23 protein-coding genes are annotated in these 24,949 nt (G+C 53.5%); 9 read left to right on the top strand and 14 right to left on the bottom strand.

The window, feature by feature from the left end:
* Positions 1–34: 34 nt before the first annotated feature.
* The 10 genes from NB063_RS28845 to NB063_RS28890 form a co-directional block, all read right to left on the bottom strand.
* On the bottom strand, positions 35–562 hold the full coding sequence (locus tag NB063_RS28845; protein ID WP_250932634.1) for a hypothetical protein: 528 nt from the start codon (positions 560–562) through the stop codon (positions 35–37).
* Positions 559–1,401, bottom strand: coding sequence for a hypothetical protein (locus tag NB063_RS28850; protein ID WP_250932636.1), 843 nt, complete (start codon positions 1,399–1,401; stop codon positions 559–561). The genes NB063_RS28845 and NB063_RS28850 overlap by 4 nt, the downstream gene beginning before the upstream one ends.
* On the bottom strand, positions 1,394–2,962 hold the full coding sequence (locus tag NB063_RS28855) for a hypothetical protein (RefSeq protein ID WP_250932638.1): 1,569 nt from the start codon (positions 2,960–2,962) through the stop codon (positions 1,394–1,396). Before NB063_RS28855 ends, NB063_RS28850 begins: the two co-directional genes overlap by 8 nt.
* 2 nt (positions 2,963–2,964) lie before the next feature.
* Entirely contained in the window at positions 2,965–4,440 is a 1,476-nt protein-coding gene (locus tag NB063_RS28860) for a hypothetical protein (protein ID WP_250932640.1), read from the bottom strand.
* A gap of 270 nt (positions 4,441–4,710) precedes the next feature.
* A complete protein-coding gene (locus NB063_RS28865; RefSeq protein WP_250932642.1) occupies positions 4,711–5,874 on the bottom strand; it encodes an ABC transporter substrate-binding protein in 1,164 nt (387 codons plus the stop codon).
* A gap of 13 nt (positions 5,875–5,887) precedes the next feature.
* Complete coding sequence (locus tag NB063_RS28870; RefSeq protein ID WP_250932644.1) at positions 5,888–7,405, bottom strand: ATP-binding cassette domain-containing protein; 1,518 nt, start codon at positions 7,403–7,405, stop codon at positions 5,888–5,890.
* Between the two features lie 178 nt (positions 7,406–7,583).
* The gene (locus NB063_RS28875; protein ID WP_250932646.1) at positions 7,584–8,483 is read right to left on the bottom strand and encodes a branched-chain amino acid ABC transporter permease; all 900 of its coding nucleotides are present in this window, start codon (positions 8,481–8,483) and stop codon (positions 7,584–7,586) included.
* Positions 8,480–9,346, bottom strand: a complete 867-nt coding sequence (locus NB063_RS28880; protein ID WP_250932648.1) for a branched-chain amino acid ABC transporter permease — start codon at positions 9,344–9,346, stop codon at positions 8,480–8,482. The genes NB063_RS28875 and NB063_RS28880 overlap by 4 nt, the downstream gene beginning before the upstream one ends.
* A 263-nt stretch (positions 9,347–9,609) precedes the next feature.
* Positions 9,610–9,954 (bottom strand): hypothetical protein, encoded by a 345-nt coding sequence (locus tag NB063_RS28885; protein ID WP_250932650.1) that lies wholly within the window; start codon positions 9,952–9,954, stop codon positions 9,610–9,612.
* A gap of 312 nt (positions 9,955–10,266) precedes the next feature.
* Entirely contained in the window at positions 10,267–11,880 is a 1,614-nt protein-coding gene (locus NB063_RS28890) for a pre-peptidase C-terminal domain-containing protein (RefSeq protein WP_250932652.1), read from the bottom strand.
* Positions 11,881–12,447: 567 nt separating this feature from the next.
* Between NB063_RS28890 and NB063_RS28895 the strand changes: the two genes are divergently transcribed.
* The 4 genes from NB063_RS28895 to NB063_RS28910 are packed head-to-tail and all read left to right on the top strand — an operon-like array spanning position 12,448 to position 16,671.
* The gene (locus NB063_RS28895; RefSeq protein WP_250932654.1) at positions 12,448–13,860 is read left to right on the top strand and encodes a prephenate dehydratase domain-containing protein; all 1,413 of its coding nucleotides are present in this window, start codon (positions 12,448–12,450) and stop codon (positions 13,858–13,860) included.
* A 27-nt stretch (positions 13,861–13,887) separates the two neighbouring features.
* Positions 13,888–14,424, top strand: coding sequence for a hypothetical protein (locus tag NB063_RS28900; protein ID WP_250932656.1), 537 nt, complete (start codon positions 13,888–13,890; stop codon positions 14,422–14,424).
* Complete coding sequence (locus NB063_RS28905; protein WP_250932658.1) at positions 14,417–15,970, top strand: methyltransferase; 1,554 nt, start codon at positions 14,417–14,419, stop codon at positions 15,968–15,970. The genes NB063_RS28900 and NB063_RS28905 overlap by 8 nt, the downstream gene beginning before the upstream one ends.
* A complete protein-coding gene (locus NB063_RS28910) occupies positions 15,967–16,671 on the top strand; it encodes an SDR family NAD(P)-dependent oxidoreductase (protein WP_250932660.1) in 705 nt (234 codons plus the stop codon). Before NB063_RS28905 ends, NB063_RS28910 begins: the two co-directional genes overlap by 4 nt.
* Before the next feature lie 16 nt (positions 16,672–16,687).
* Here NB063_RS28910 and NB063_RS28915 read toward each other — a convergent pair whose 3' ends face one another.
* A complete protein-coding gene (locus NB063_RS28915) occupies positions 16,688–17,197 on the bottom strand; it encodes a hypothetical protein (RefSeq protein ID WP_250932662.1) in 510 nt (169 codons plus the stop codon).
* A gap of 482 nt (positions 17,198–17,679) precedes the next feature.
* On the opposite strand from NB063_RS28915, the gene NB063_RS28920 reads away from it, so the two are divergent.
* The 5 genes from NB063_RS28920 to NB063_RS28940 all read left to right on the top strand — a co-directional run bounded on the left by NB063_RS28920 (position 17,680) and on the right by NB063_RS28940 (position 23,112).
* Entirely contained in the window at positions 17,680–19,281 is a 1,602-nt protein-coding gene (locus NB063_RS28920) for a fibronectin type III domain-containing protein (protein WP_250932664.1), read from the top strand.
* A 563-nt stretch (positions 19,282–19,844) separates the two neighbouring features.
* Positions 19,845–20,624 (top strand): hypothetical protein, encoded by a 780-nt coding sequence (locus NB063_RS28925; protein ID WP_250932666.1) that lies wholly within the window; start codon positions 19,845–19,847, stop codon positions 20,622–20,624.
* A gap of 223 nt (positions 20,625–20,847) precedes the next feature.
* On the top strand, positions 20,848–21,246 hold the full coding sequence (locus tag NB063_RS28930; protein ID WP_250932668.1) for a hypothetical protein: 399 nt from the start codon (positions 20,848–20,850) through the stop codon (positions 21,244–21,246).
* Positions 21,247–21,253: 7 nt separating this feature from the next.
* A complete protein-coding gene (locus NB063_RS28935; protein ID WP_250932670.1) occupies positions 21,254–22,243 on the top strand; it encodes a hypothetical protein in 990 nt (329 codons plus the stop codon).
* Positions 22,240–23,112 (top strand): esterase/lipase family protein, encoded by an 873-nt coding sequence (locus tag NB063_RS28940; protein WP_250932671.1) that lies wholly within the window; start codon positions 22,240–22,242, stop codon positions 23,110–23,112. Before NB063_RS28935 ends, NB063_RS28940 begins: the two co-directional genes overlap by 4 nt.
* A 322-nt stretch (positions 23,113–23,434) precedes the next feature.
* On the opposite strand, the gene NB063_RS28945 is transcribed toward NB063_RS28940, so the two are convergent.
* The 3 genes from NB063_RS28945 to NB063_RS28955 form a co-directional block, all read right to left on the bottom strand.
* Entirely contained in the window at positions 23,435–23,734 is a 300-nt protein-coding gene (locus tag NB063_RS28945) for a hypothetical protein (protein ID WP_250932673.1), read from the bottom strand.
* A 241-nt stretch (positions 23,735–23,975) separates the two neighbouring features.
* Positions 23,976–24,212 (bottom strand): hypothetical protein, encoded by a 237-nt coding sequence (locus NB063_RS28950; RefSeq protein ID WP_250932675.1) that lies wholly within the window; start codon positions 24,210–24,212, stop codon positions 23,976–23,978.
* Between the two features lie 89 nt (positions 24,213–24,301).
* Positions 24,302–24,949, bottom strand: a complete 648-nt coding sequence (locus tag NB063_RS28955; RefSeq protein WP_250932677.1) for a glycosyltransferase family protein — start codon at positions 24,947–24,949, stop codon at positions 24,302–24,304.

A 24,949-nucleotide genomic window follows, 5' to 3' on the forward strand; every position in this document is an offset into this window, starting at 1 on the left:
GTTCTGGTGAACGGTTACGTAGAACGGGGAAGGATCACCAGCGTGCCGACTTTGGCAGCAATTCCATGGCCGCTTGTAGTTCCTCGCAAGCGGTCGCAAACTCCTTGGCCACCGGCAAGCACTCACGAGCCGAACCGGGAGTCGACGGCACGGGGCAGCCAGCCAAGCATTCGCAGAGTTCCTTGTAAGCGGCATCCACCGCATCAATCGCGGCGGTGGCCCGATCACGAACATGCTGGGTCCGTCCCAGCCACAACTGATGCCACACCGGTGCCCAAAAATGACGCTGTTCATCAGGCATCCGCTTGAGCGGAATCTGATCACACAACCGCCGAGGCGAAAGCACATCCACCGCCTCGTCAATCAACGCACGAGCTTCCACCGACCGCCGATCCCACTGGGGCAGCGTGTCATGAACAAACGACTCTTCAAAATCCGGATCAGCCTCAGCGTCTCCCGATTCCAAATCCGCCACCCAGCATCGCAGCCGCAGCAAGTAATTATTGGACAACCACTGGTGATTGAAATCCCCCCGCCGCCCAAACCAAGTTTGAGAACTCATGATGACTTTAGCTCCGCTTGCAGCTGCTCAAAAACTTTGCTCACTTCGTCACAACCAATCGACATCTCGTCACGTCCGTTCCAATCGTCCAGCTTAGAAACGAACTTGCAAACATCGCCCATTCGCTCGAACGAATCTTTCTTCATTTCTCCCTCCAGCTTCGCCAGAAGTCCAGTTCCGAACAGATTCCGCCATTCGCTCGGCTGCTCGAACCACTCACTTTTCTCCTGGGTCTGAAACGTATCCAACGCTAATCCCTTGGCATCTTCGCCAAGTGCTAAACCCACTCCCGCAGCATCGAAAGGAGGATAAGCGTGAGACAGCAGAAAAGCCTCACAAAACAGCGACACTGCAAGAACGTGCTCACGCTGTGTCCTCTCTGGAGGATCTAAAAGCCTGGGAAGTTTCTCGGTTGAACGATCGGGATCGCCTGCCCATTTGAATACTTCAAGCCAACCCTCGTCATCTGGAACGTTGGGTTTGCCGAAACCGACATTTGCAGCGTACCAGCGATCAGAGTTAGCGTACTTTTGATCTTCGGCAAACTCTCGCAATTCGGCAGTTTGCAGCCCCGCTTGCCCACCTGTGTAGGCAACGACAACGGATGCACCATTCAAAGTTGACCGAACAGATTCGTTAGACGATATCCACTCTTCACCTAAATCTGTTCGATGAACAACTGCAACTTCCGTCGCGCTAGAAACACCAAATCCTTCAACTAGGGACTTGTCTCCGTGGTGGGGCACGACCTTCGATTCATCGAAGACCGAAGCAATCAATTTGATTGCTTCGGTCTTACGACTCTTTGAATCCAAAACCAAGAATTTTATTTCAGACACGCTTCACGACTCCAATTTTGAATTCGGTTGCGCCAGCGGACTTCCCCGGCAGCACCCAGTTAAACACCGAACGATCTTGGTCAAGTCCGAGAAAACAATCGTTTTGAAATGCGTTCAACGCATCCAATGTCTCTCCTTTGCGAGCGTTATGGAACTTGGTTGGAAGTTGTGTCATGCTCAGTAGCGGCTGCTTGTCATCATTGTCGGCAACTCCTCTCACGCACGATAAACCGACTTCAACCGAGAAATAGCCAAAGTCACCAACAGCATCTAGAGAAGCTGTCACGGAATTTTCCGCTCCGCCCTCGTCACGGACGACACTCTTGAACAAGAAGAAGCTCTTTTTTATTACTCGCTGATATGATTCTTTGTCAGCAAGTATCATCTCAGGGCACATATTGTCAGGCTTCATTCTCGCGATCTCTCGCGCAAACGCCACCGGACCCGTTGAGGCCAAGAGCGGAAAAATAAATGTTGCCGTGGTAGGAAGGTTTTCACCCGTTCCCAACAACGCACGTCCTCCGACGAACGCCTTCAAAGCTTCATAAACCCACTTTTCTTCCAACCATCGTAGAACGATTTGATCAATAGAATTCCGTACGTCAGCATCCAAGGATTCATAAAGTTGGGTAATCGCAACACTAGGTTCTTCTGGATGACCCAATCGGTATCCATACGCAGCGAGCCTCCGAAGATAGGTTGCGAGCTCGCTATCTAGCTTCAGATCGCCCTTGTACCATTCCGCAAATACCGGAAAGTCGTGCGGAATTGGAAATTTCTCGCGATCCTCACTACTCTTGGAAGTAAACCAGTTTTTCGAGTATTCCGGCCAGAACAGGTTCTTTAAAGTGATGGTCCTTTTTTTGCAAAACTCATCCAATGCATTATGAACCTCTTCGGCCGGTGTTTCACCATGATCATTCTTCGACAGCGTATGGCATATCGCTACATCCCTACCAACATTGCGCAGTCGGCCTACTTCATGCTTTGGGGTTTTTTGCGTTGCAAGGATGAAATCCGCGTCCACGTACTCATTGGCTAATGCGTGCACCACCAAGAGCATTCCGTGCAGAATGTTTTCATTTAGATATTTTAGTTGATCAGATAATTTTGATTTTCCCGTCGCTGCAGCAAGACATGAATCCACTCGTTGTCGAAACATAGTCTGTCGCAGAGCAAAACTGCCTTCATCTTCCCCGTCCATTCTTTTCAGCTGTACATCAAGATGCCGCGTTTCAAGCTCGATAAGCTTGAACTCCATGTCAAAAAAGAACAGGCAAAGCCCAGAAGCATTGCAGCAGGAATCAAGTGCTTCAACAAATATCTGATCAGCAGACTTTTTGACATCTGCGTTGTCTCTAATCCGCAAAGCAGTGGGAATACAGATCTGGCTTGAGGCGAGGGGAGCGGAAGGAAAGTTGTTCCACACGGGATGCCATGCGACAGGAGTGTCTACTCCGTACACTTCACGGGTGAGACTTCCGTCAACAGGGATTACCTCATCCATCCAATGTGCGGCGTAATCCATATCGTTGTCTTCAAACAAATAGACTTTTAGCATCGCTAGTTTTCAATCCAGGAAATGTTGCGGATATTCATAATGGACTTGAACTCTCTGCACTCTGAGTCTGACTCATTGTCTTTGATTTGCACTTCGCACCCGTTCAAAAATTTTTCTGCAATAAATCGAATGACGGATCGACTCCTTGCACCAACGTGGCTTGCTTTGGATATTCTCTCAAATACTCGGCCACGCGGGTTTGCAAATGAGAGTGTCAGGGTGATGCCACCAAGCTCTGTATCGGCGATTGCGTGAATTTTGATTTTGTCTTCTTGATTGGTGGACTGAAGGAAATTCTCAAAAAGAACTGTCATCAGTCTCATCACGCCAGATAGCTCTGAGAATCGCGCAATGCTTACGGGGTCGTCTTTGTCGAGGCGAAATTTGTCGTCGAAGTGGTCCTTGTCAATCAAACAACTGCGTTCGTCGCTGAGAAATTCAATCGCGATATTAGTCCCTCGATTCACCTGTCTCCAGGCCGCCCGAAGGCTCTCTGGGTTCGACAGTTTCAGGTTTTCGCATCGACCTACTAGTACTGATTGTCGTGCGTGAAACATCGCGTACCTCGCGATATCATGTACGTTTTCTGGTGGAAATCGAATCAACCGTTCATTGCAGACGCTTTCATTACTGGCCGACTGTTCGCGTACCTGCCGGGGAAAGAGGTGATCTGGTTCGATGCTCATTGACCAAAGCGTCAATACTGAACTTACAGCTTCGTACAATTGCGGCAGTGGGATGACTTTATCGCCACGAAAACCATCTGGTTTTTCTAACGCATTCCAATCTTCTGAGTTGACCAGCCAACCATTCGACACCTTGCCCGCTAACGTTCGGACTTGGTGCGCAAAAACGTCAACAGCCGCTTCGGCTCCAGTGCGTTCACCTTGTTCTAACGCCTGTACATGCCGGTATCCGGCTCCCACCGAGTCTGCGCAGTAGCTCGCAAGAAACCGAGCTTCTTCTGATGTCAGCTCTCTTGAAGAACCGAAAAACAGGCCTCCTCCGGGGGAAGCTTCCCAAGCCGATGTAGACGCTTGCCACTTCGGTTTTTCTTCAAGCGAGAGACTCCACCAAGCAATCGGGATAGCATAGAAAAACTTTACAGGCTCGCCTCTCATTGAGGTTAGGCTGCTCGCCTTCGAGCCCAGCTTGTCAACGAGGGTTGCGAATGAGTTTTCTATTCGTTTACCGCGACCACCATATTGATTCTGTGCGTTTGAACGTGGGACTTCCCATGTACGAGTACACCACTCACTGCGGGGCTCTTGATATGCTGCGCCGCTCGCATGCAATCGGTTCTCTTCTCCTACTGTGCCCGCTAAATACCGCTGTGAAATTTCAGCCGTTGTTTTCAGAGATTCCTGAAACTGCTCCAGCTCATCCTCCGTAGATGGGGCGTTGGAGTTGTCATGTGGGAGACCAACCTGAAATACTGGGTGACCTGCGATGTCGCTACCACTTTCGACGAGATCCAAAATGATTTTATTGTATGTGTTCGTCCCGACCGATGTCGGTGACGAAACGTACCCACGTGAGAAAAGCACACCCTCTCTCGGAAGTAAAAACACCAAATCTAGAACACATGTGTGTGAGCTTAGACCCGGGCAGTGCTCTTCGATTTCTCGCCGCAGTACTTTTGCGTGACTGCATGCTGCAGCCATTCGGGACTCTGCTGAACTGTTTGTCGCGTACAAGTCTGAGTACACAGCGAGATCGCGATTGGAATGCCGAAACTCGATTGACATTTAACCAGCCTTTCTGAGTACCTTGTCACCGTCGTTGGTCACGTCAATTATGTCGACACTACCTTCTGCATTCACTTTTAGCACTCCTAAAGGGGTACTGAGATCGCCATACTCATCAAGCGTTATTTCGCCAGCCACTCCATCAAATGGCGTTACGCTCTCGAGCGAGGCTGGAGTGACAGTATTGGAATCGGCATAAGCTTGCACGATCATTCGCCCAGTGTCGTATGCAAAAGCCGGAATGAAATTCGGTGTAACGCCAAAGCGATTTTTGAATTTGTCCGACCATTCACTTCGTTTGTCCACGTGTTGCGGGAAGCCGAACGGAGGAGCGATGTACGCGATTCCCTCGTATCTTTCAAAAGACTCTTTGGTTGTTAGTAGTTCGTTGAAGTCCATGATGCACAGCACATTACCGTCTTCAAGCATGGACTCGCTTCGCAGTGCGTCCAAAATTGGAGCAACGTGCAATGAAAAACCGGCGACCAAGATGACATCCGGCTTTGCGAACTTTGCTTTGAGTGCAAGCGTGCGGTAGTCGTCGTGCCCAAATTCGTATACTTCCCTCGTGAACTCGATACCGTTTTTCTCAAGCTCCGGTTGTACATATTCTGAAAACTCAGCCTGGATTTCAGGATTGTTTAGTGTGAATGCGAACACGCGTTTAGCGTCTCTGCTTATGGCGTAGTTTGCATAGACCGGACCTTCCGCCTTGAAGTGAGGCAGGATTCGCATTCGATTCTTGGGGGTTTCAGCGAGGTGTGCATCGTAGCTGACCGTAAGGTGTACGTCACACACATCATCAACAATGGGTGCAACCGCTTTTGTCATTTGCGAAACGCCTGAGATGTAGACATCAAATCCATTCGCCGCCTGCTTTTGAGCAATCGTTGCGGCGGTCTGCGGCTCGCCCCGGTTGTCCTGGATATCGAAGATGATCTGATCTCGATCAACGCCGAGTTCATCGCAAGCATCATCCACTCCCATTTGAAGACCATTTGCGTACTGCCCGCTAAAGCCTGCTACTGGGCCAGTCAGCGGAATGTTCACCGCTACATGAACACCTTCGGAGTTCGTCGTGTTGCCAGGCTGACGAGATGCGAAGAAGCCAATAGCGGCGATCGCTGCGACTAAGAGCAAGCCGCCGATTACTTTGTTATTCATGAGACTTTACTTTCTATATTGGTTTTTGAGGTACAAGGATCAAAACCGCATTGCCTTGGGATGTCATTTGTTTGCACGTTTCGATGAAGGACTTTCCGTCATCGAGTCCGTTGAGGGGTTCGTCGTAGATGTTGAGTGAGTTCGACTTTGATAAGGCGAGCGCCAATCGCTGGCGTTCACCGCCGCTGAGTGTTGAACATTTACGTTTCTCGCGGCCTCGAAACATCTCAGGTAGCGCCACGCCAGCGAGCGATGCTGTCTCTTTCAAGGTTAGGTCGGGAAATAACGCACTGCTTGCGGTGATACAGGAGACGCTGCTTGCGCGAGCGTCTTCGCTTTCGGTCGCGATCGTTTGCTGTCCGTCAATCGTGATTGAGCCTTGCTCGATGGGGATCGCACCGATGATTGCGTTGAGCAGAGTTGTCTTGCCCCAACCGTTGGGAGCTTGCAAGATGCCGATCTCTCCTGGCATGAGCGTGAGAGACAGCGGCGACGTGCTGCCGTCTTCGCCGACACCGATCACTTGTCTCGCACCGACGTTGACCACAAGGTCGGTGATTTGCAACGCGGGCCTGGGGGCATCGAAGGTGCTATCTGCCGTGCGGATGCGGGTTAGCGTGGCGGAGCGAACAAGCGTCTCTTCGACAACTTCATCGCCCTCACCGATCAACGCTTCGATCCAGGCTTCACGGGTCGATGAGATTGGCTGAGATGATCGCCGTGTTTGCTCGTCGCACTCGGCGATGTCACAAATACCATCGGCCAACGACCATCGGTGGGTGACGATGGGTAACAGGTGATGCTGGTTGAAGAGATGCTCGACGATGACCAACGTGACACGATGCTGCTGGATCAAACGTCGCAGATAAACCAGAACATCTTGGATACCTTGCTGATCCAGTCCAGCGAGTGGTTCGTCAAGGAACAGCACTTTCGCACCGGCCTGAATCGCTCGCGCGATGGCAACACGCTTAGACTGGCCAAGCGAAATTTTGTCGGCGGACGAGTCGTCGCGATCGACCAATCCAAGTTCGTCCAGGACGGTAGAAGTATGCTCGGACTTCGCGTGCGACCCGAACAGTGATCGCAGCGGGCTTTCGCTTCGTTGGTCTGGGGTGGCGATCGCGAGGTTGTCGCGCAACGATAGGCTTCCAAACAGACGCACGTCTTGCCAGCTCCGACCAACACCGGCTCGGGCGACGAACTCGGGACGGAAGTGATTCCAAGGATTGAGTTCTTGCCACCAACCCCGTGGGAATGTGAAGGTTGTTGGCTCATCACCGATCGAATAGGTGATTTCGCCTTGGTCAGGCTGTAGGTTGCCGGTGAGGATATTGATGAGGCTTGTTTTGCCCGAACCGTTTTCACCCGTCAACAACACGCATTGACCTCGACCAAGCGTGATATCAACGCCTCGCAGTACGGCGTTGCCATCGAAGGATTTAGTGATCCCGCAAGCCGACAACACCACGTCAACATCGCTACCGCGATGTGGCGTTTTCGTGGGTGCGGTGGTTGTTGCGGTGACCATGTGATGCTTGTTTTGTGTTTGCGTACCGGTAGCGAACGTGGCTAACGCACTCGCCGTGCCGTTGCCTATTAGTTTTCCAAAAACAGCGTTTTCAGGACCAAAACAAGGTCATGGTCAATTTCTGTCAGTTGCTCGGCAACCCAGGGTAGCAAAAACGCTACCTCGGGCGATAGTTCGGCTACTCAACCCGGTATTCACCTGCGACCCCTTGGGGTCGAAAGTGCATCATCAGGATCAGCATCAGGCCGTAAATCAACATTCTTAGATTCGCAGCCTGGGCGTCGGGCAGCGACAAAAATCGCAGGAGTTCGGGTAATCCCACCAGGATTGCGGCTCCCACGAAGGGGCCGCGAAAGTTACCGACGCCGCCAACGACGACCATGCTGAGCATCAAGATGGATTCGTCGAGTGTGGCTGAAGTTGGATCGAGGTATCGGACATGGCTGGCATAAAGTGCCCCGGCGATCGCGACCAAGCCTGATGAAATCGCGAAGACTTGGACTTTTAGTAGACGTGTGTTCTTGCCCAACCCTCGTGCAGCGAGCTCGTCTTCTCGCATCGCGACGAGCACCCGCCCCCAGGAGGAATCGGATAGCCTCCAAACAACGAGGGCGCACAAAGCCGCGACGACACTTGCAAAAGCGGCCATCGCAATCGGTGACACAATGCTGTACCCGAACAAGCTGGGTCGGTGGATGCCGACGATGCCAAACGGTCCATTGGTCAAATTACGCAGCGAGCCAAGCGGTGCATCGACGCTGTGCCAGTTGTACAGGGCGCTGAAGATCAAGGCTTGCACGGCCAGACTCGCCAAGACAAAGAAGTCGCCCTTGAGTCGCCAGGAGCAAAGCGAAACCGCCAAACTCAACGCAGCGGAAACCAAGATGCCGACCGCGACGGCTGGCACGAAACCCCAGTCCAAATTGACAGACAAAAGCGCGTATGCGTAAGCGCCCACGGCGTAGTAGCCTGCGTGAGCAAGCGTCAGCAATCCTGCGTAACCGACGACCAAATTGAGACTAAGGGCGACGATCAAGTAGATGTCGAAGTAGACGATCAGGTGCAGTAAGTAGTTCATTCGGCCTCCAGGCGTTGTCGACGGCCAAGCAGTCCATGTGGGAACAGAATCAACACGACCGCAAGCAGGCCGAACGAGACCGCTTCCTGCCAGCGGGCGGACATGTGCCAGACAACTTGCGAACGCAATAGGCCCAGGATCAAACCACCGACGACTGGACCAATGAAAGTGCTGCGTCCGCCGATGATGACGGCCACCACGGCGAGCAGGATCGCATGCAGCCCGGTGTGAGCATCGAATCCCAAATCATAGGCAGACACCAACGCGGCGATGGACGCAAGCGCACCGGCAACCGCAAAGGACAGCAAGCGATAGCGATGAACGTTGTGACCGTACAAAGCAAATTGCAATGGGTTGTCGGCCAACGCACGGAGGCGAAGACCAAGATCGGATCGACGCAGAAAGATCAGGAACGCGCCGATCGCAGCGGTCGCCCCGATCAACGACACCCACTGAGCACCAGTGACGATGACGCTGCCAAGATGAGACACCGAGTCCAGTCCGCGCCTGAGGCTTTTCGGATCGTTGCCCCAAATCATCGCGACCGCCTGGACAATGACGATGTAAGCGCCCAAGGAAGCGATGAGCTGGGCACCGCTGGCGGCACCTTTCTTTTCCAGCGGCAGGTGGATCGCTCGTTCGGCGACAAGGCTTAGGGACAGCCCGGCCATCACCGCGACGGGTGCCGTAAGCCACCAAGTCCCCGTTGCGTCTAACAGGCTTAAAGCGACAAAAGGGACGGCGGCATAGATTCCTGCGAGGGCGATAAAGAAGACGCGAGTCGGCAGATAGACAGCCTGAAACGCGAGCGCAAGCAGAGCGATGCTCGCACCGGAAATCAGGCCGTTTACCCAAATCTGCATTTGTTTCCTTTGTTTCGCTGTGTCGATCCCTGAGTCGGACGACGCGATGTTGTTTGCTAGTTGGTGTTGCTCTTTTGCTACTCGCGGTCGCGTGGGTCGCTGAGCAAGCTGGGCTAGAGACTGACACAGTCGCTGTAAATGAACACATAAAATACCTGCGCCCGCTCGGTTACGCTGCGCCACACGCCGATTGCCATACGGTTTCAGGCATGACAATGCACTTGCGATGCCATCGGGGGCGTTGATAGGGAGCGTGGCGAGGTTCACGGAGTACTCTCAGGTTTCGGTGTGGGCGGAAACAACCTTTCCATGTTTGCATCCAGCAGCAAGGAGCCGAGATCGTCGTCCATATCAGCGAGGCTAGGGTCAATAGACCCAGCTCCTGTAATGTGGAACTTGAAGTAATCTGTCGGTTCGTCGCCGTCATCGGAGTCGTGCTGATCCCGGGATTTGTTCATCTGGGCTGCTTTGGATTGGAATTTGGCTACGGTTGTTGGATGCTTGTCTGTATCTACTTGGTTGTTACGCGGACGCTTGTTACAGGATTTGGATGGTGGACTTTCCCGAAACAGCAGGAAAACCGCCTTTTCATCCGCCGACAATTCCATGCTGGCTGTAACAACCTGCCGTCCGTCGATCAGGTTCTCGTAACAGCAGTGTCCCTGGAAGTCGTCCGCGAGCAGCCGTGCTGTTCGCTTGCTCCTCAACCGAGGTCAAAAAGATTGGTGTGCATTTAGCGAAGATGAGTGTTCCAAAAGATTGAACTGAAACGTAACGAGGAGATTGGGAACACTCATCCGCGCTGATCGCACACTAATGAAGAAAAGAGATTGAAACGCTTGGGAAGGAGGAAAACGAATTAGGACCGTTTGACGGACGTCCGAGTCCGTCGAAAGTTGCGTCAGTCTGATGTGCGTGCTCTACGCTCGAACGACCAGGAAGCGGGTGGGCCAGGCGGCGAAGACGCCGCCGGTGGCTCCTGGACGAATCGTGCGGGTGCGATACTCGAAGTTGGCGCCGGGGTTACTTTGTGGGTTGGGCACGTAGGACGATTCGGAGATCTCGATCGAGCCATTGGCGTTGACGCGCTCGACGAAAGCAACGTGGCCGTACCCGCCGACATCCCACTGGGCAACCGCACCGACTTGCGGCGTGGAGGTCGCTTGGAAGATTGACGTTCTGGCTTCCCAGACGTTTGCGTTGCCGGTCAACCCGTTGAGGCGGCTGGCGTTGATGCCGGTGACGTTAGCGGTTTGGCGAATGCGGCCTTCGACGTACCAAGTGCAGTTGCCTGCGGAAGTTCCCAAGTAGGTTGCACCGAAACGAGCGGGGGCGTAGCCACGATTTCGGAAACCATTGTCCGTAGTGTAAGCACCACCCCACCAGTTCACTGGGATTGCCAGCGTGGATTGTGCGACGGCGGCTGGCGTGACGGTCGACGTCAATTCGGAGTTGGTGATCCCGGCGGCGTTGACGCTCTGGATGACGAAGTGGTGGCGGGCGTTGGCCGCGAGTCCGGTTGCGGTGTAGCTTGTTGTGTTCGCGCCGAGTGTGTCGAGTTTCTGCCAGCCATTGTTCCAGTACCAAACGCGGTATTCGGTCTCATTGGCTGCATCGTTCCAGTTCAGGCGGACTGCATTGCTGGCGGTTGCCGTTGCTTGGACAGCGACCTTCGATGGTGGCGTCGAGACGACGGCGTCAGCTTGCAGCCGCAGCGAGTAGTTCGTCGAGCCTTGGTAGGCGGTGACACGTACGAAGTAGGTACCCGCAGCAAGTTGACGACTCATCGACTCGTTGTTCGATCCCCAATTTCCGCTGCTGGCGATTGTGGTGCCAGAGCCGTTGAGTAATTGCATGTCCGCGTCATTCGTCATGCCGGTCATCGTGATCGCGACGTCACTGGTTTGGGCAAGCGTGAAGCGAACGTAATCGTCCCTGTCGCCACTGGTGCTGACAAAGTCGTTCAAAGTCACGGCACCGCGAAGTGTGCCGATGTTTCGGGCGGCGGCCAGCGAATTACCAGCGTGATCGGGGGCGACAGCAGCGATTGCTTCGATGGCGAGGTCGAGCGTGTAGTTGCTGCTGGCAGCGCCGTAGGGGTAGGCTCGCACGAAGTAGGTGCCAGCATCCAACGTGCGGCTGATTGATTCGTTCCTTGCGCCACCGTTGGTGGACCATGCCAGTCGGGAACGGTTGGCGTTGTAGAGTTCCAGGTCAATGTCAGCGCCGAGGCCGGACATGGCGGCATCAACCGTCGATCGCCGGGTGAGCGTGAACTTGTAGAAGTCGTTGGTATCCCGAGGTCCAACGTATTCCTGGATCGTCCGATCACGGTCGGTGCCGATATCGTTGGCTTGGTTGAAGGTGTTGCCGCCCAAGTCGCCAGCCATGAGTTGGCGTCGTTCGAGGGTCTCCAAGCTCAAGCTCGCTCGATTGTCCTCGCGTTGTTGCGATCGAGGCGATTCGTTTTGAAATAGCAAGCGATAAATCAAGGCGAAGATGGTTTGGAAGAATGGTACTACGTGTGAGAACATGGGCGTCAGCTCCGAAAAGGTGGTTTCGATGCCACGGCGAACATCACCGCAGCTAGTAGCACACCTGTTCCAAAGACCCCTGTTACAGCTTTTTCGCGTCGAACATCGGTGAAAATGCAGGTTTTCGACGTCGCATTTTTGATTGAAACGGTAACAAGTCTCCAATTCCCCGCTGGTTTTGCGACACAACACATTGCGAGCCGTTCGACTATCAACCATTCCAGTGCTCTGACCTTCATCACCTGCTCCTGAATCGAGTTCGATAAAATCAGTGTTCGATTAGCGACGATGAGTGTTCCAAAGTTTTCAGTTGAGAGGACTACGTGCGAGGTGAAGGAAATGGGGAACACTGATCTTCACTAATCGAACTCTAATAAAGACGATCGTCTGAAAAGCTTTGCGGGTCGCTTGCTGGCAGTGGGCGAGCGAGCGACAGCAGGGGCTGGTAAACTGAGGCTTCTACTTTGAGAGCAGCTTCACTTGGCCCGAAAGATGCAGTGCGTTCTCGGCGGGGTTCTCTTTGGGGATCACCCCGTTTTTTCCAGATATCACCGAAAGGTCTTGCCTGTGCAGGCGAATCAGAACATTGTCGCCTACCTTGGTCCAGCAGGAACGCACACGCATGTCGCGGCGATGGATATCTTTGGTCCGGTCGACTTTGGTGGGTTTCAGTATCGGAACGTGACGACTTTGAGCGATATTCTTGAGGCTGTCGCCAGCGGCGAAGCAGGTTGGGGCGTCGCGCCCTACTTCAATACGACCAGCGGTACTGTCGAGGCGACGTTCCCGGCGGTCGTCGATGATGTGGCACGCTCTCATTTCGCTGAGCTGGAGGTTTGTTTGAGCGTGCCGGTGCGCATCGCTCACGATCTGCTGGGGAACTGCGCTGGGGCACCCGAGCTGATCCTGTCAAAACCGGAAGCGTACGCGCAGTGCAAGAAGACGTTGCTCCGTGAATTCCCAAATCACCGGTTTGAAAAGGCTGACAGTACGGCTCAAGCGGCGGCGCGTGCTGAAAAGGAACGAGGCCCGACGGCAGCCTTGGCGTCGAAGCAACTGCTCCCGTTTCATCGTAAGCTGCAACTGACTCAAGAAGCTTGCCAGGATGTGAAGGTCAACGTCACTCGATTCATGGTCGTGCGTCGCAAGGACTCAGCCCAAACTCTTGTCGACGAAGCATCAGGTGGTCTGAAGCGGCGAACTTGGATTTTGATCAACAACAGTGACACGCGATCCAACCTTGCCAAGTTGCTTGCCGCTGCGGAACGTTGGGGACTGGGCACTTCGGCGATCAGTGGCAAAGTCACCGATCCCGAATCGGGTGAGATGCGTTTGTTGGTGGAACTGGACAGTGGGATCAACACATGGAAGACCAAACACTTTCTTTCGGAGGTTGCCTACCTCGGCCCGATCGTGATCGGATCGCCACACGTCTTGGAACGCCCTTGCCCGATGGGCGCTCGCAAGTGGGCGGAAGCTCATGCCATCGAACATGATTCGACGGGGCGATTGGATCTTTTCAATCGACTCGACCCAATCGTTCGACAGGGGCTAGTTGGGGTGCAGCGGCAGCGACTCTTCGAGCATCCTGAAGTGAAGACGATGGAAAGCGTTTGGCAATACCTGGGGGTCGAGCCTGATCGGATGCTGAATACACAGTGCTATGTCGACCGAGAGGGTGGTCAATTCTTGTTCTGTGTGGTCCGTGGGGATCAGCGAGTTGGTTTTGGAAAGGTTAAGGCATTGTTTGGAAAGCAATGGCAACGCGCGGAAGAGTTGGATCTACAGAACGCGGGTCAGCGGGTCGGTGCGATCTCGCCGCTGACGGTGCCAGCGGGTGCAAAGGTGGTGTTCGATCAACTCGTTCCGAAGGGCTGCTATTTGTTCCTGGGCAGTGGCGACGAAACGATCAGTGTGTCCATCCATGCGGACGAGCCAATCTTTGCAAACGCAGATCGCTGTGACATCCATGCCCAGTAGCAACCTTGAGGGATCAACGAGAACCGAATGCGAGTGTTGACGAGCCAAAGCGAAGTGATCCTGCGAGTCTTGCAGAGCTGCACGAGTACACTGCCTGATGTGAAGACTCGTCCGTGGGGTTCCACTGCACTGGTCGACGAGGTCGAGACGTTGATTGTGGTCGGCTACGGTGCCGATATGATTGCATCGCAGATGCTGGCCAGGCGAAAGCGAGCCTATCATGCCGCAATGAACTGTGGATTGCTCGATTTGTTGTTTGCTGACGTGACCAAGTCGCCAGTATTTAAGGATGCTTCGTTTCACGCGGCCTGCGGCTTATTGCATGATTTGAAGAATGGTTGTGACGTGACGAAGGAAAGTGTCAAGCAGGTATTGCGTGATGTTATCGAGCCTTCGATCACGCTAGGATTCTTGAAATCGGATAATTCAGATGTTATCGCGATTCGTCCGTACACCCGTCGGCCCGTGATGGATCAGCAGAGCACACAAAAGGTAATTGGTTTGTACGGAGCAATTTGGGGAGCGATGGCCTTCGGGAAATCAGAGGTGGGCGACCATGAATAAAAAAATTCGCATTGCATTCGTTGACGACAATGCCGAGCAACAACTTCGCCTGATTCTTGGGGAACGAGGGTATCCGAATCGGACCTTTCGAGATGAAAGCGGTCGCGAATTTGAGCTGGTTGCCTATTCTCATCCAGATGTTTTTCTTGAGGCGATGACGCTTGGAGAACTGAATTGCAAGGCGGCACTGTTGGATATCGACTTTTCGGCAGTCGTCGACAAACAGCTTCGCATGGTCGACGGTGGAACTCTCCGTAAAGAGAAGTGGGGAATCGAAGTTTTACACACGGTCAAGCGGATCGACCCTGATTTCCCAGTCGTGATGTTGACGTCGCTGGATGGTTTGGGGCTTGCCTTTGACTCCGGAAAACTTGGTGCCGACGGTTACATTAACAAGTCGGAGGTGACGTACGATTCTGAGCGATTCTTCAGAGAGCTTGCCGACGAGACAAAAGCGGTAAAATCAAGTTGGAAGGATCTCGACGAGTCCGAGACTGCTGAGCTTGAGGCATCGTATCGTTCCGAATGTTCAAAGCTCGCCAGGATCGTCATGCACGCGATTGGGGCGTGCAACTTGCGAAGTATCTACAGCCACGAGCATCTTGCAACGGCTGATGAGTTTGCCAGCGAATACGACGAAGCGGAAAGGAAGAAGGTCGCTACGGTTGCGTACTACCAATACGAGACCGATCGGATCGCCGAGCTGATCCAACGGATGCTCGATGGCGTGTCTTCGGATCAACGACTGCGCATCCTTGATGTTGGATGTGGCACCGGACGGATCGAGGAGGCTCTTTGTGAATCCGATCTTAGTGAACGGATCGACTTGGTTGCGGTCGACTTTTCGGGGGCGATGATTCGCTCTGCCCATGCCAAGCTGAAGCAGCGATCGCAGACTTGCGACGTGCATTTGGGGATGCTCGGGGCTTCCACAACCGGAAAGCTCAACGTCAGCCTGTTTCGTGCGACGGCGGAACGACTGGGGTTTCTCGGGGAAGGCGATGCAATGTCGTTCGACTTGGTTGTCTTGGGTTTTGGTTTCCTGAGTTACGTCAACTATCGCGAGGTGTTGAAATCCAACACGGGCGATGAAGGTCCGGGTGGTGTCTTCGATCTACTTCGTCCCGGTGGCAAACTTGTTTTCTCGGTCTACAACGAAGCCTCGGCAGTTTACGATCGAATCGCACGAACCCATACGGCTAATGACGAGATGCCGGTGGCTGCGGTGATGGACCCCGCGACGGGGTTCCTGCAAGTGGATTTGACTCGAAACTTTGCTTGTGATCCGTTCACGGTCGATCGAATCACACGATTTGTTCGACAAGGTGGACTAACGATCGACCCCGAAGATGTGGAGACGTTCCCCACGCTGCATCTGATGGTCAATCAATCTGAGTGTGCTGACCTGCCAACGCACCCAATTTTCGCTCCTGGTCGCTGGGACCAGTCGCTGTACGAATTGGATCGCCGGTTGTCCAAGGTGATGCCGAATCGAGGGCACTACATCGTGGGCGTTGCGAGCCGACCGAAAGGAGAGTCGAAGTGACGATTACCGGAAAGCATGTGTTGATCACGGGTGGCAGTAGCGGGATTGGGCTGGAACTAGCAGAACAATTACTAGTCTTGGAAAACAGTGTCGAGATTCTCGATATCCAAGCTCCAATGGAGAGTCTACCACAAGCAATTTTTCATCAAGCAGATTTGTCGTGCGGTGAGAGTATTGCTCAAGCGATCGGCGCAATCAGCGAACCACTGGATATCATCATCAACAACGCGGGCGTGCTGGTGCGGGGCGGCATTTTGGACAACTCGGAGGATGAGTTTGATCGCTCGTTCAATGTCAATTTGAAAGGAGCGTGGCTCATACTGAAACATGTGGTCGAAATGAAGAAACTTGTTTCAAACCCGACCATTTTGCAAATGTGTTCCACCGTCGGTCTTGAACCGGCACCGCACCTTCGGGTCTACAGCCTGACGAAACAGACGATCCACCGTTTCGTTCAAGCATTGCGAGCTGACTTCCCAGAGTGGACGGTGAAAGCGGCGTATCCAGGTGCCGTGAAGACGCCTATGACCACGGTGGGAATGTCTGACGAAGAATACGACAAGTTGATTCTGGAGCGTTGGGGCGTGAATTTCACGGCGGCTGAAACGGCCACTGCCATCCTTTCGCTGCTCGCCGCACCTGAAAACGACTTGGTTTACGATCCGCGAGCAAGAGGATACTCGCTAACAAATCTTGGATGAATCGATGTTGCAAAATTTAGATCGAGAGTCCGAGTCGTTTGGCAATCACCAGGTAGCGTTTCCGGGCCAGTGGGTTGTGTTCCACAAGCCAGTTGAGTGTTTCCTGGTCTTGCTTGGTGGTGGTTGCCCCCAGTTCAATAAGTAGTTCAAGGGCCTGTTGAGATACTTCGGCTGTTACGGCGGCAAATAGCAATAGCGAGCAATCTCCAACTCGCAGATTCGGGTCTGCGCCTAGAGTTAGCAAGGTCTCGCTGACACGCCTGTAATCGTCACCGAAAAGGATCAGTTCAGCGGCGATGGAGAGTGGTGGATCACGCCGGGACTGTGGTTCTGGGTTCGGCGATACTCCGAGTTGAACGAGTTCAGTGCATTCATCGCAAAGTTGCGTCAAAGGCACCTGATCTCCACACGCGCCTTCCAAAAGGTCGCTGAGAAGGTCCGTACCGTACGACAAAATCAGTTGGGGATGTTGACGAACCGCTTTTGTGGCCGACTCGAATTCGACTATGTATTGTGATGGCTGCATCTTCGTTTTGTCCTGAAGGCGGCGGTGAAATGGTGCACGGTGGTAGATGCCGGTGTCTACCTATTTGCCTATTTCACGGACGCTTGTTACAGGAGATTGGATCGTGGATTTGTGCAAGACAGCAGAAAAACCGCCCCTGCATCCACCGACTATTTCTCTCGGTCTGTAACAACTTGCCGCCCGTCGAATTAATCGGCGTAACAGCACTGCCACAGGAAGATTCGCGTGAGCATGCGTCTTGATCGCGGGTAGTTTCCGGGCAGCTCCCTTAGTTGCTACGACAACGGAGCCATGAATTAGGCGGTTGTTACAGGCTCTCCGCGAAACCCCGTTTTTCGCGAGCGGTTCTCAGCCATTCTTTTTCAGTGTTTCAATGCCCCAAAGCCTTCTCCAGTCTTGAAGTTCCTGTAACAGGCGGTTTTGTAGTGCCAGGGTGGGTAGTCGTCCACGTCGGGCGGCACTAACCAACCCTGGAGACTTCCATGACTACTTCCGCGAAACGCCGCCGTCTTTCAAACCACATCACTCGCAAGCCTCAAGCTCAGAACCTGGAGGATCGCCGATTGATGGACGCGGACGACTCCTTCGGCGGTGCCGTTTTCCTGGGCACGGATCGTGATATCGAGACGAGTGGCTGGGTTCGCCGCTGGTCCGATCCTCACGATTTTCGATCGTTCCGTATCACGGAACGCTCAAAGGTGATCATCGAGGCGAACAACTTAACCAACGACGTTGATATTCATTTGCTCGCCCAAGACCAGTCGCGATTGGATAGCTCGACCCGCAGTGGGACGCGAAACGAGCGAATCGATGCTGTGCTCAACGCTGGGACTTACGTGGTTGATGTTGATGCTGAAAGCTGGTCGTGGGCGAGATACGGGCTTTCGATCAACATTGACCCGGTTGCATCAAAACCCGACGCGACCGTGGTGCGTGCGACCCGAGTCTCCACTGACTGGGCTCGGCTGACGTGGAACAATGTGGCGGGTGAGGATTCTTACTCGGTTTGGCAGTACCACAACGGTCGTGAGACGCGACTCGGGACGTTAAACGCGAATCAAACCACGTTTACCGCTCGCAACCTCTCGCCTGGCAGCAGCTATTACTTCCGTGTGGATGCGACGAACGAGGCGGGCACCTCACGTTCTCGTTGGCAATACGTCCGCACGCAAAGGGAACGGGTTGACATCTCGCCCGGAATCTCATTGGAGAAGATTTCAGAAGGTTCGGTTCGAGTTGGCTGGAGCAATGCGTCTTTTGAGGATGGCTACCGCGTCCAGCGCTGGGGCACTCGTGGGTGGGAAAACGTCAAGTCGGTTGGTCGTGACCAAACCTCGACGATCGTGTCAGGGTTGCAGTCAGGTCAGACTCACTACTTCCGCGTTGAAGCATTTAACGGTCAAGGGACGGATCACACTTCATGGAAGTCGATCTCGCTCGTCACCGATTGGTCTCAGGATTCATCGGTCGTGAACGCTCGAAACCAGCTCAGCAGCTTCAGTTCGTGGGACGCGAATGTCTACCGTCAATTGCGTTACATTCCATTGAACAATAGCCAGGGAAGTCGCTCAGCGGACGCCTACGCCCGTGTGATCGAACAATTCAAGGTGGAAGACAGGTCTCATCGAACCAACATCAGCAATCGTTACACTAAAGGCGGGTACGACAACCTGGATACTCGCTGTAACATCTTCGCGGGCGACGTGATGCGAGGCATGGGAGCCAACCTTCCGCAGAAGCCCAACGGCGACCAGATGTTCCAGAACGCGAACTCGATGAACTTGTGGCTCAACAGCCAGTCCGGACGCAACGCTGGTTGGCGAGCGGTCGACGTCACCACGCAAGCTGGACTCGCCCAAGTCCTTGCCCATGTTCGAGCCGGTCGACCAGCGTTGGCATCGCTCGAAGCGTCACGGCCCACCGCTGGCGGCCACATCGCCGTCATCCGTCCTGATCAGCCATCGACTGTTCGTAGCGTTGGTGATTTGCGCGTGGCTCAAGCGGGAGACGATAATTTTGCCAATGGCACTCTGACACGTGGTTTCGGTGGCACTCGTGGTGTCCAGGTTTTCATCCACGACTGATGACGGAGGCTCCGGAAATCAACAAGCCGTCGCCGACCGATTGGTGGGCGGCGGCTTGTGTAATCGTGCAACCCGGAGGTGTGCTTGAACCCGGACAGCGCGTCATTCAACCACCAAACCGGCTTTAAGCCATCGCCATTCCAATTGACTGAGCATGGCATGTTTCGGGAGTCGGCAAGTGGACTAAGCGGTTGTTACAGGAAGATCGCATTTTAAAAAGCGATTCAACGAAGAAAATCGACGGGCGTAACTGAAAGTAACGGACCTAGTAGTTCTCGCATCCGAAACGGCCTTCGTAACAAACCACTGGGAAACAAGCCGTTTGGTAACTGACCGTGTGGTCGGGATCAACAAACTCGGAGTACAAGAATGAGCGTGCTTAATAGCTGCAGTGTCTGTCCAGGCCAATTGAATGCGACGCCGACCTTCAACGACTTCGACACTGATCGTCTGAATTTCGTCGATGCGTTTGACGCGTTACAGTCAATGGGCTGTCTGTTCCCCCTTGAAGGTCACACCGAGTTCGATTCTGACAAGTACTCAACCAGTCGATCGAGGGTGGCGTGCTTCGCTTTTTCCAGTGGTCACGTGAATCGCTGAAACTGCGAGTTGATTTGAGCAAGTTGTTGTCAAAACCGAATGCTGGTGACGATGATTTTTGGAAAGCATACGAAATCCTTACTGAGCTCTTTCATCGCATCGCGGTTGCGACCGAAATAGTGGCGGCTGACTTCGCGGACGAAGATATGGGTGATTTCTTTCATGCGTACCATCGCCGTATCGCAGACTTCCTTTGTTGGCTTGCCGAATGCGACGATGACCCGTTGCCGTCGTCCTCACCGAACTACCCCTGGGTTTTTCGGCGGGAAGTGTTGACCGCAAATTTTCTGGTTCATTGCTTGATGGGGCAAGATTCAGGAGCAGATTTCCTTGACACCTCTGACAGGATGCAAGATGCGATGCTTCGGTTGGCGATGGGCAACGCGGTCATCGCCCGTCGGCAGGTGATCGCCGACGTGGATCGGGAGCTAGCGATCGTTTGGGAAGTGCGGTTTCTTGACGAACGCGATTTTGGGGCACTCGCACAATTGCGAGAAGCGGCCCATCAGTGGGACGGCGATCAAATCAATGGTGGTGATTTGTGTATCGCTATAAAACGAGGTCTATCGGGCTTAAGCTTGCTTTCGTGTGAACGCTGGGACAATGCCTATCAGGCATGCACCGACCTTTGGACCATAGTCCATGGCAATCGCTGCAGTGAGAAGCGATCGAGCGGCACAAGTTCCGATGTTGGGCAGGCCGTTAGTCAACAGATCACGCACATCTTCAAGATCATCGCTTGAGCCAAGTGTTACTCGAACAAGGCGTCGATCTCGCAGCCTGTTACAGCCATCAACGAAAAATGAACCCTCGTGCGACGGTGAGAGGACCAAGGACAGGGGTGAACCACACGCCTCATCAAGTCTCAAACGGACAGAAGGCGATTGAACTCCTGTAACAGCCCAGCGGGTAACACGCATGGTGATAGATGATCCCTTTCCGTTTGACCTCAACCGAGCTGACCACATGAACGAGAACCCCAAGTACAAACCTGAACCCGTTCAAACTGAGCCCTTGCATTCCTTCCTGGAGCGGATCAAAGCGAACGGGAAAGGGATGCCGCAACACATGGTCGTCAACCACGACGGTATGCCGCTGTATGCACAGTCCATCCCCTTCATGCTGATCACTGGCGGGACAATTTTAAGCGACCCCTACCACGACCGCGAATTGCGAGTCGTTGCTTTTGAGGACGTTGCGATGGCGACGCATCCCGCCAAGGAAGCGGACCGTGAAGACCAAACGGGAAACCAAGCCAGCGACGGTGATTCAGACCAGGCAGCAATGCCCAGGCTTCCAACCATTGTCCGGGTTGTTGTCCAAGGATCTGACGAAGAGAAGCTGTTCCTCAGCGACTTCAATTGATCAAGAGATGTCCTTATCGAACCTATCCGAAGAAACTCTACAAAAAGGTGAAAGCTGGGGGATGCGTGCCACTGAACCAGATATCGACGCTGAGTGCTTGGAGTTGACTGATGCTCTGCTGAAGTTGCACGAGTGCGAGTGCTTGTTCCCACTTGATGGTTCTGAAAGCTATGACGAAGACGCCTTCTTGGATCTGATGATCGGTGGGGGTGTGCTCCATTTTTCGATGTGGTCAGACGTGGTGCTAGAAGCAGCTGAACGGGCTGGTCGCACGGCTAAGAACATCAATCGAGGAATACTGTCCTACTCCGATGCGAAAGCAATTCACGCCGAAGCATTGGGTCGCCTAGCCAAGGCTGCTGGGATGGTCTCACAAAGTCATGCCGATGGCCCCATCGCCGAGTACTTTTCCCAACTTGCGTCACGTGTCACTGATTACTTGTGTTGGTTTACCGGTGGGTGCTCGACAAGAAGCTACTCTGCCTCCCCCTATCTTGAGTCTCAGGAGATCTTAAACGCCCGACAATGGCTTGGTTCGTTCATGCAACTCGATTCGTGTGACAGTTCCCGCCGCGCGATCACAGTTATCCATGAATCCGTTGAGACATTGCGACTTGCTGGGGCAATCGTTGTCGATCGTGACGATGTGGTCGACGATGCTATGGGAACGCTCGCACATGTACTTAAAGTGCGGATCGTCGGACGACTCGACCGCGTTTGGAATCAGCGACTCGTTGAATCGGTCGCACGATGGGTCGCCAATGAAATCACCACGGGTGATCTATGTATTCAAGCGAAAATATCCCTGTCTTCATGCACTTATATTTCACCAGGACAATGGGAGAAGGCTTTCGCTGCGTTGTCAGACGCCTGGGTCGTTACCCAAGGGAGAGGTCTCGGTGATGCGTATTGCAGTGAGCTCGCCAACGACTTTCAACGCGACATTCAACAACAACTTACTCGGATTGCCATCACGTGCTTTAGCCAAGTTCAATGAAAGCTCGATCCCGTGCGACGGCAGGGAAACCAGCGGCGTGGAAGTTGGCGTTTTCGACGCTCGCTTTCGTTGCCGGAGTTACGACTTGCTGCAATTGCTTGCCAGACGCCGGCCGGAAACAGCCAACTCGCTTGATCATCCTTGTTCCCGGAACATTTTCAAAGAATTCTGAGTGGTCGCGAGTTGATGTACCAGTACCAACACTGGCGAAATCGCTCAGGCAACAGCTTCGTACCACTGATTCGCTGGTGGCGTTTCAGTGGTCGGGTCAATTGAGCCATCAGGCTCGATTGGACGCCGCGATCCAATTAGCCGATTACGTCGCGAATCAACGGCCACAGTTCGATGAAATCCATTTAGTGGGGCATTCCTATGGTGGCAGCGTCGCCCTAGCTGCCAGCGGACAACTCAATGAAAGGGTCGAGTCCGTTATCTGCCTTGGAACCCCGCACGTCTATGTCAAATGCTGTGCGTCGTCTGAACCCATGAACCTCCCAGTGTATTGCCCGCCGTCGACACTCGAAAACGTTTACCGAATCATCACTATTGATGATGTCGATGATCGAGTGGTTGACGAAATCTCCAATGCACTATTGTGCGGCGTCACGGAACGTCAAGCCCTTGATGCCACCAAGCCCTGGGAGCTGCCCTTCGGCGAGATTACACCAGCGGAAGCCAAGCCAACGTCGACTCAACGGCTATTTGAGTCGTCCAACGTGTTCGCCTCACGCGATTTCAAGTTTGCAGATGTACAGATCGTGATTGACCATAACCAAGCTCATTTGCTTGGGATCACGCCCCACACACGACTACATGACCCAGCGATCTCGCAGTTGCTCTTACGCGTCATCAGCCTTGGAGGCGAGTAAAACTCTGATCAACACGCCCCGCTCCATCGTTTGTTTACATCACGCAAAGGAAATGGCATTTGGCGACAACCTGCATAGTTGGGAATGAAACGTCTCCACAGCGAATTTGGAGCAGTAATTCAATGATGCTACATAACACTAACCCGCAGCATCAATGCAAAGTAAAACACTGCATTGTCCTCACGATCCGCAATCCCGTGCGACATAGCCCAGATTATTGGATGCTGAACGCTTGCGCGATCGTTACGAACGGAATCGTGACTGCGGAGGAGACGCACTGCTGCCGTATTAGAAGTTCCGGTTCGGCTGCGCAAACGGTGTATTACCTTCTCGCAAATGCTTGGCTCGCAGCGAGGCAAGACTTCAACCACTGTGCTTCGCTTGGGTTGAGCGTCAACATCCCAGTGATGCCATCGGTCACATCGACGGGCGTGTTCCAGCCGATGTCGCCGCCACGCAGAATCGCAACGCCCGTTGCCCGATCTCGTGTGAACACCCATTGCTCGCCGAAAAGATTTTCAAAGTAGCCGATGTACTGATCGGCCTGGGAGTCATCAACAATTGGTGGATCGCCTGATCCAGGAACGTGATGATTACTGATTTTCAACAGTGGTTCGGACATCGAAAAGTGTTCTCTCAGTTCACCTAGAATGCATGGGTCGTTCATTCATCGCAAGAACTAATCGCGTTGTCGTCACGATTGCCTCTCGCTGCTATCGAACGTAGCGATGCATTCGATGGCAAGCAAGCTGATCGAACTGGATGCGTTCCACTTTTTAGAAAGTCGTTCGCCTCAACTTCGTCCATCAAAACAAGCGGCACACAAAGCGAAGCAAACCGCATTCAAAGACACACTGAAAAGGTTAACGCCGGCGCGTGCCAGCACGCTTCAATCCTTTGGCGACAAAGTCGAACGCGTCGGCCGGCTTGTAGTCTTCGAGCACGTCGAAGAAGCACGCCAGCACTCGCTTGGTCTCGGCGACGTTGATCTTCACACCTTGGGTGTCGGCGCGGGCGGCGACTTGGTTGTAGATGTCACCGAGTGTGGATGAGTGCTGAGTAGCGGTCGACTTCTTAGTCGCTGACTTCTTTTTGGCCATGACGAATTATTCCTTGCCGGAGTTGAAGACTGTAAATTCCTAGCAAGAGTTTTAGCTGTTTGGAGGCGTGATGAGAACACTACTGCATCTCACTTGCCCCTGAGTCCTTCAAACCAATTGTCGATAGGTTCGTGAAACGATTGGTGGTGAACGATTCGGATTGCTTGCCAATGATTCAGTCCGAAGCCGCGATAGTTCCACTCACACGGCAGGCAGTAAGTTGGCGCTCTCGTTTCGAGCAGGGCCTTGGTGAGAGCGACTTCGTCTTCACCGCCTCTGTAGAGTTTTCGCCATCGACTCATCGCTCGTCGGATGATTGGCGAGCGACGTAGGAACAGAACTCCAGAGTTGAATGATGGCACGCACATCAAATCGGGAGCGACTTTGTGGATTCGTCGCGATAACCCGTGAATGGCAGCGGCATGGTAACCGTAGCGATCTGTGAGCAGATCAAGCGGTTTCGCGGCGTCGCTGTGCAGGATTACCGTGTCAGTGTCGAGGTAGAGCGTTCGTGCATACGGCAGTCGAGGGATGAAAGCCGGTTTGACCGCGTAACCTGGCTGACCGGGCCACTCAACAACAACGACTTGATCGACATCAGGTACGTCGGCCAAGTCGGTCACCAACGTGATTGGCAAGTCGAGGTGTTTACGAACCGATTCAATGGATCGGACGAGGGGTTGTCGCATCCGCTCGCCGATCGCAACGTAAAGGATTCCCTTGTTGCCTTCGCTCAT

It is taken from the genome of Aporhodopirellula aestuarii (genome assembly GCF_023701485.1).
GTDB lineage: Bacteria > Planctomycetota > Planctomycetia > Pirellulales > Pirellulaceae > Rhodopirellula > Rhodopirellula aestuarii.

Coding starts and splice junctions, on each gene's coding strand:
- NB063_RS28845 (WP_250932634.1), bottom strand. CDS start 562: ATGAGTTCTCAAACTTGGTTTGGGCGGCGGGGGGATTTCAATCACCAG.
- NB063_RS28855 (WP_250932638.1), bottom strand. CDS start 2,962: ATGCTAAAAGTCTATTTGTTTGAAGACAACGATATGGATTACGCCGCA.
- NB063_RS28865 (WP_250932642.1), bottom strand. CDS start 5,874: ATGAATAACAAAGTAATCGGCGGCTTGCTCTTAGTCGCAGCGATCGCC.
- NB063_RS28870 (WP_250932644.1), bottom strand. CDS start 7,405: ATGGTCACCGCAACAACCACCGCACCCACGAAAACGCCACATCGCGGT.
- NB063_RS28875 (WP_250932646.1), bottom strand. CDS start 8,483: ATGAACTACTTACTGCACCTGATCGTCTACTTCGACATCTACTTGATC.
- NB063_RS28880 (WP_250932648.1), bottom strand. CDS start 9,346: ATGCAGATTTGGGTAAACGGCCTGATTTCCGGTGCGAGCATCGCTCTG.
- NB063_RS28885 (WP_250932650.1), bottom strand. CDS start 9,954: ATGGAATTGTCGGCGGATGAAAAGGCGGTTTTCCTGCTGTTTCGGGAA.
- NB063_RS28890 (WP_250932652.1), bottom strand. CDS start 11,880: ATGTTCTCACACGTAGTACCATTCTTCCAAACCATCTTCGCCTTGATT.
- NB063_RS28900 (WP_250932656.1), top strand. CDS start 13,888: ATGCGAGTGTTGACGAGCCAAAGCGAAGTGATCCTGCGAGTCTTGCAG.
- NB063_RS28905 (WP_250932658.1), top strand. CDS start 14,417: ATGAATAAAAAAATTCGCATTGCATTCGTTGACGACAATGCCGAGCAA.
- NB063_RS28915 (WP_250932662.1), bottom strand. CDS start 17,197: ATGCAGCCATCACAATACATAGTCGAATTCGAGTCGGCCACAAAAGCG.
- NB063_RS28920 (WP_250932664.1), top strand. CDS start 17,680: ATGACTACTTCCGCGAAACGCCGCCGTCTTTCAAACCACATCACTCGC.
- NB063_RS28930 (WP_250932668.1), top strand. CDS start 20,848: ATGAACGAGAACCCCAAGTACAAACCTGAACCCGTTCAAACTGAGCCC.
- NB063_RS28935 (WP_250932670.1), top strand. CDS start 21,254: ATGTCCTTATCGAACCTATCCGAAGAAACTCTACAAAAAGGTGAAAGC.
- NB063_RS28940 (WP_250932671.1), top strand. CDS start 22,240: ATGAAAGCTCGATCCCGTGCGACGGCAGGGAAACCAGCGGCGTGGAAG.
- NB063_RS28945 (WP_250932673.1), bottom strand. CDS start 23,734: ATGTCCGAACCACTGTTGAAAATCAGTAATCATCACGTTCCTGGATCA.
- NB063_RS28950 (WP_250932675.1), bottom strand. CDS start 24,212: ATGGCCAAAAAGAAGTCAGCGACTAAGAAGTCGACCGCTACTCAGCAC.
- NB063_RS28955 (WP_250932677.1), bottom strand. CDS start 24,949: ATGAGCGAAGGCAACAAGGGAATCCTTTACGTTGCGATCGGCGAGCGG.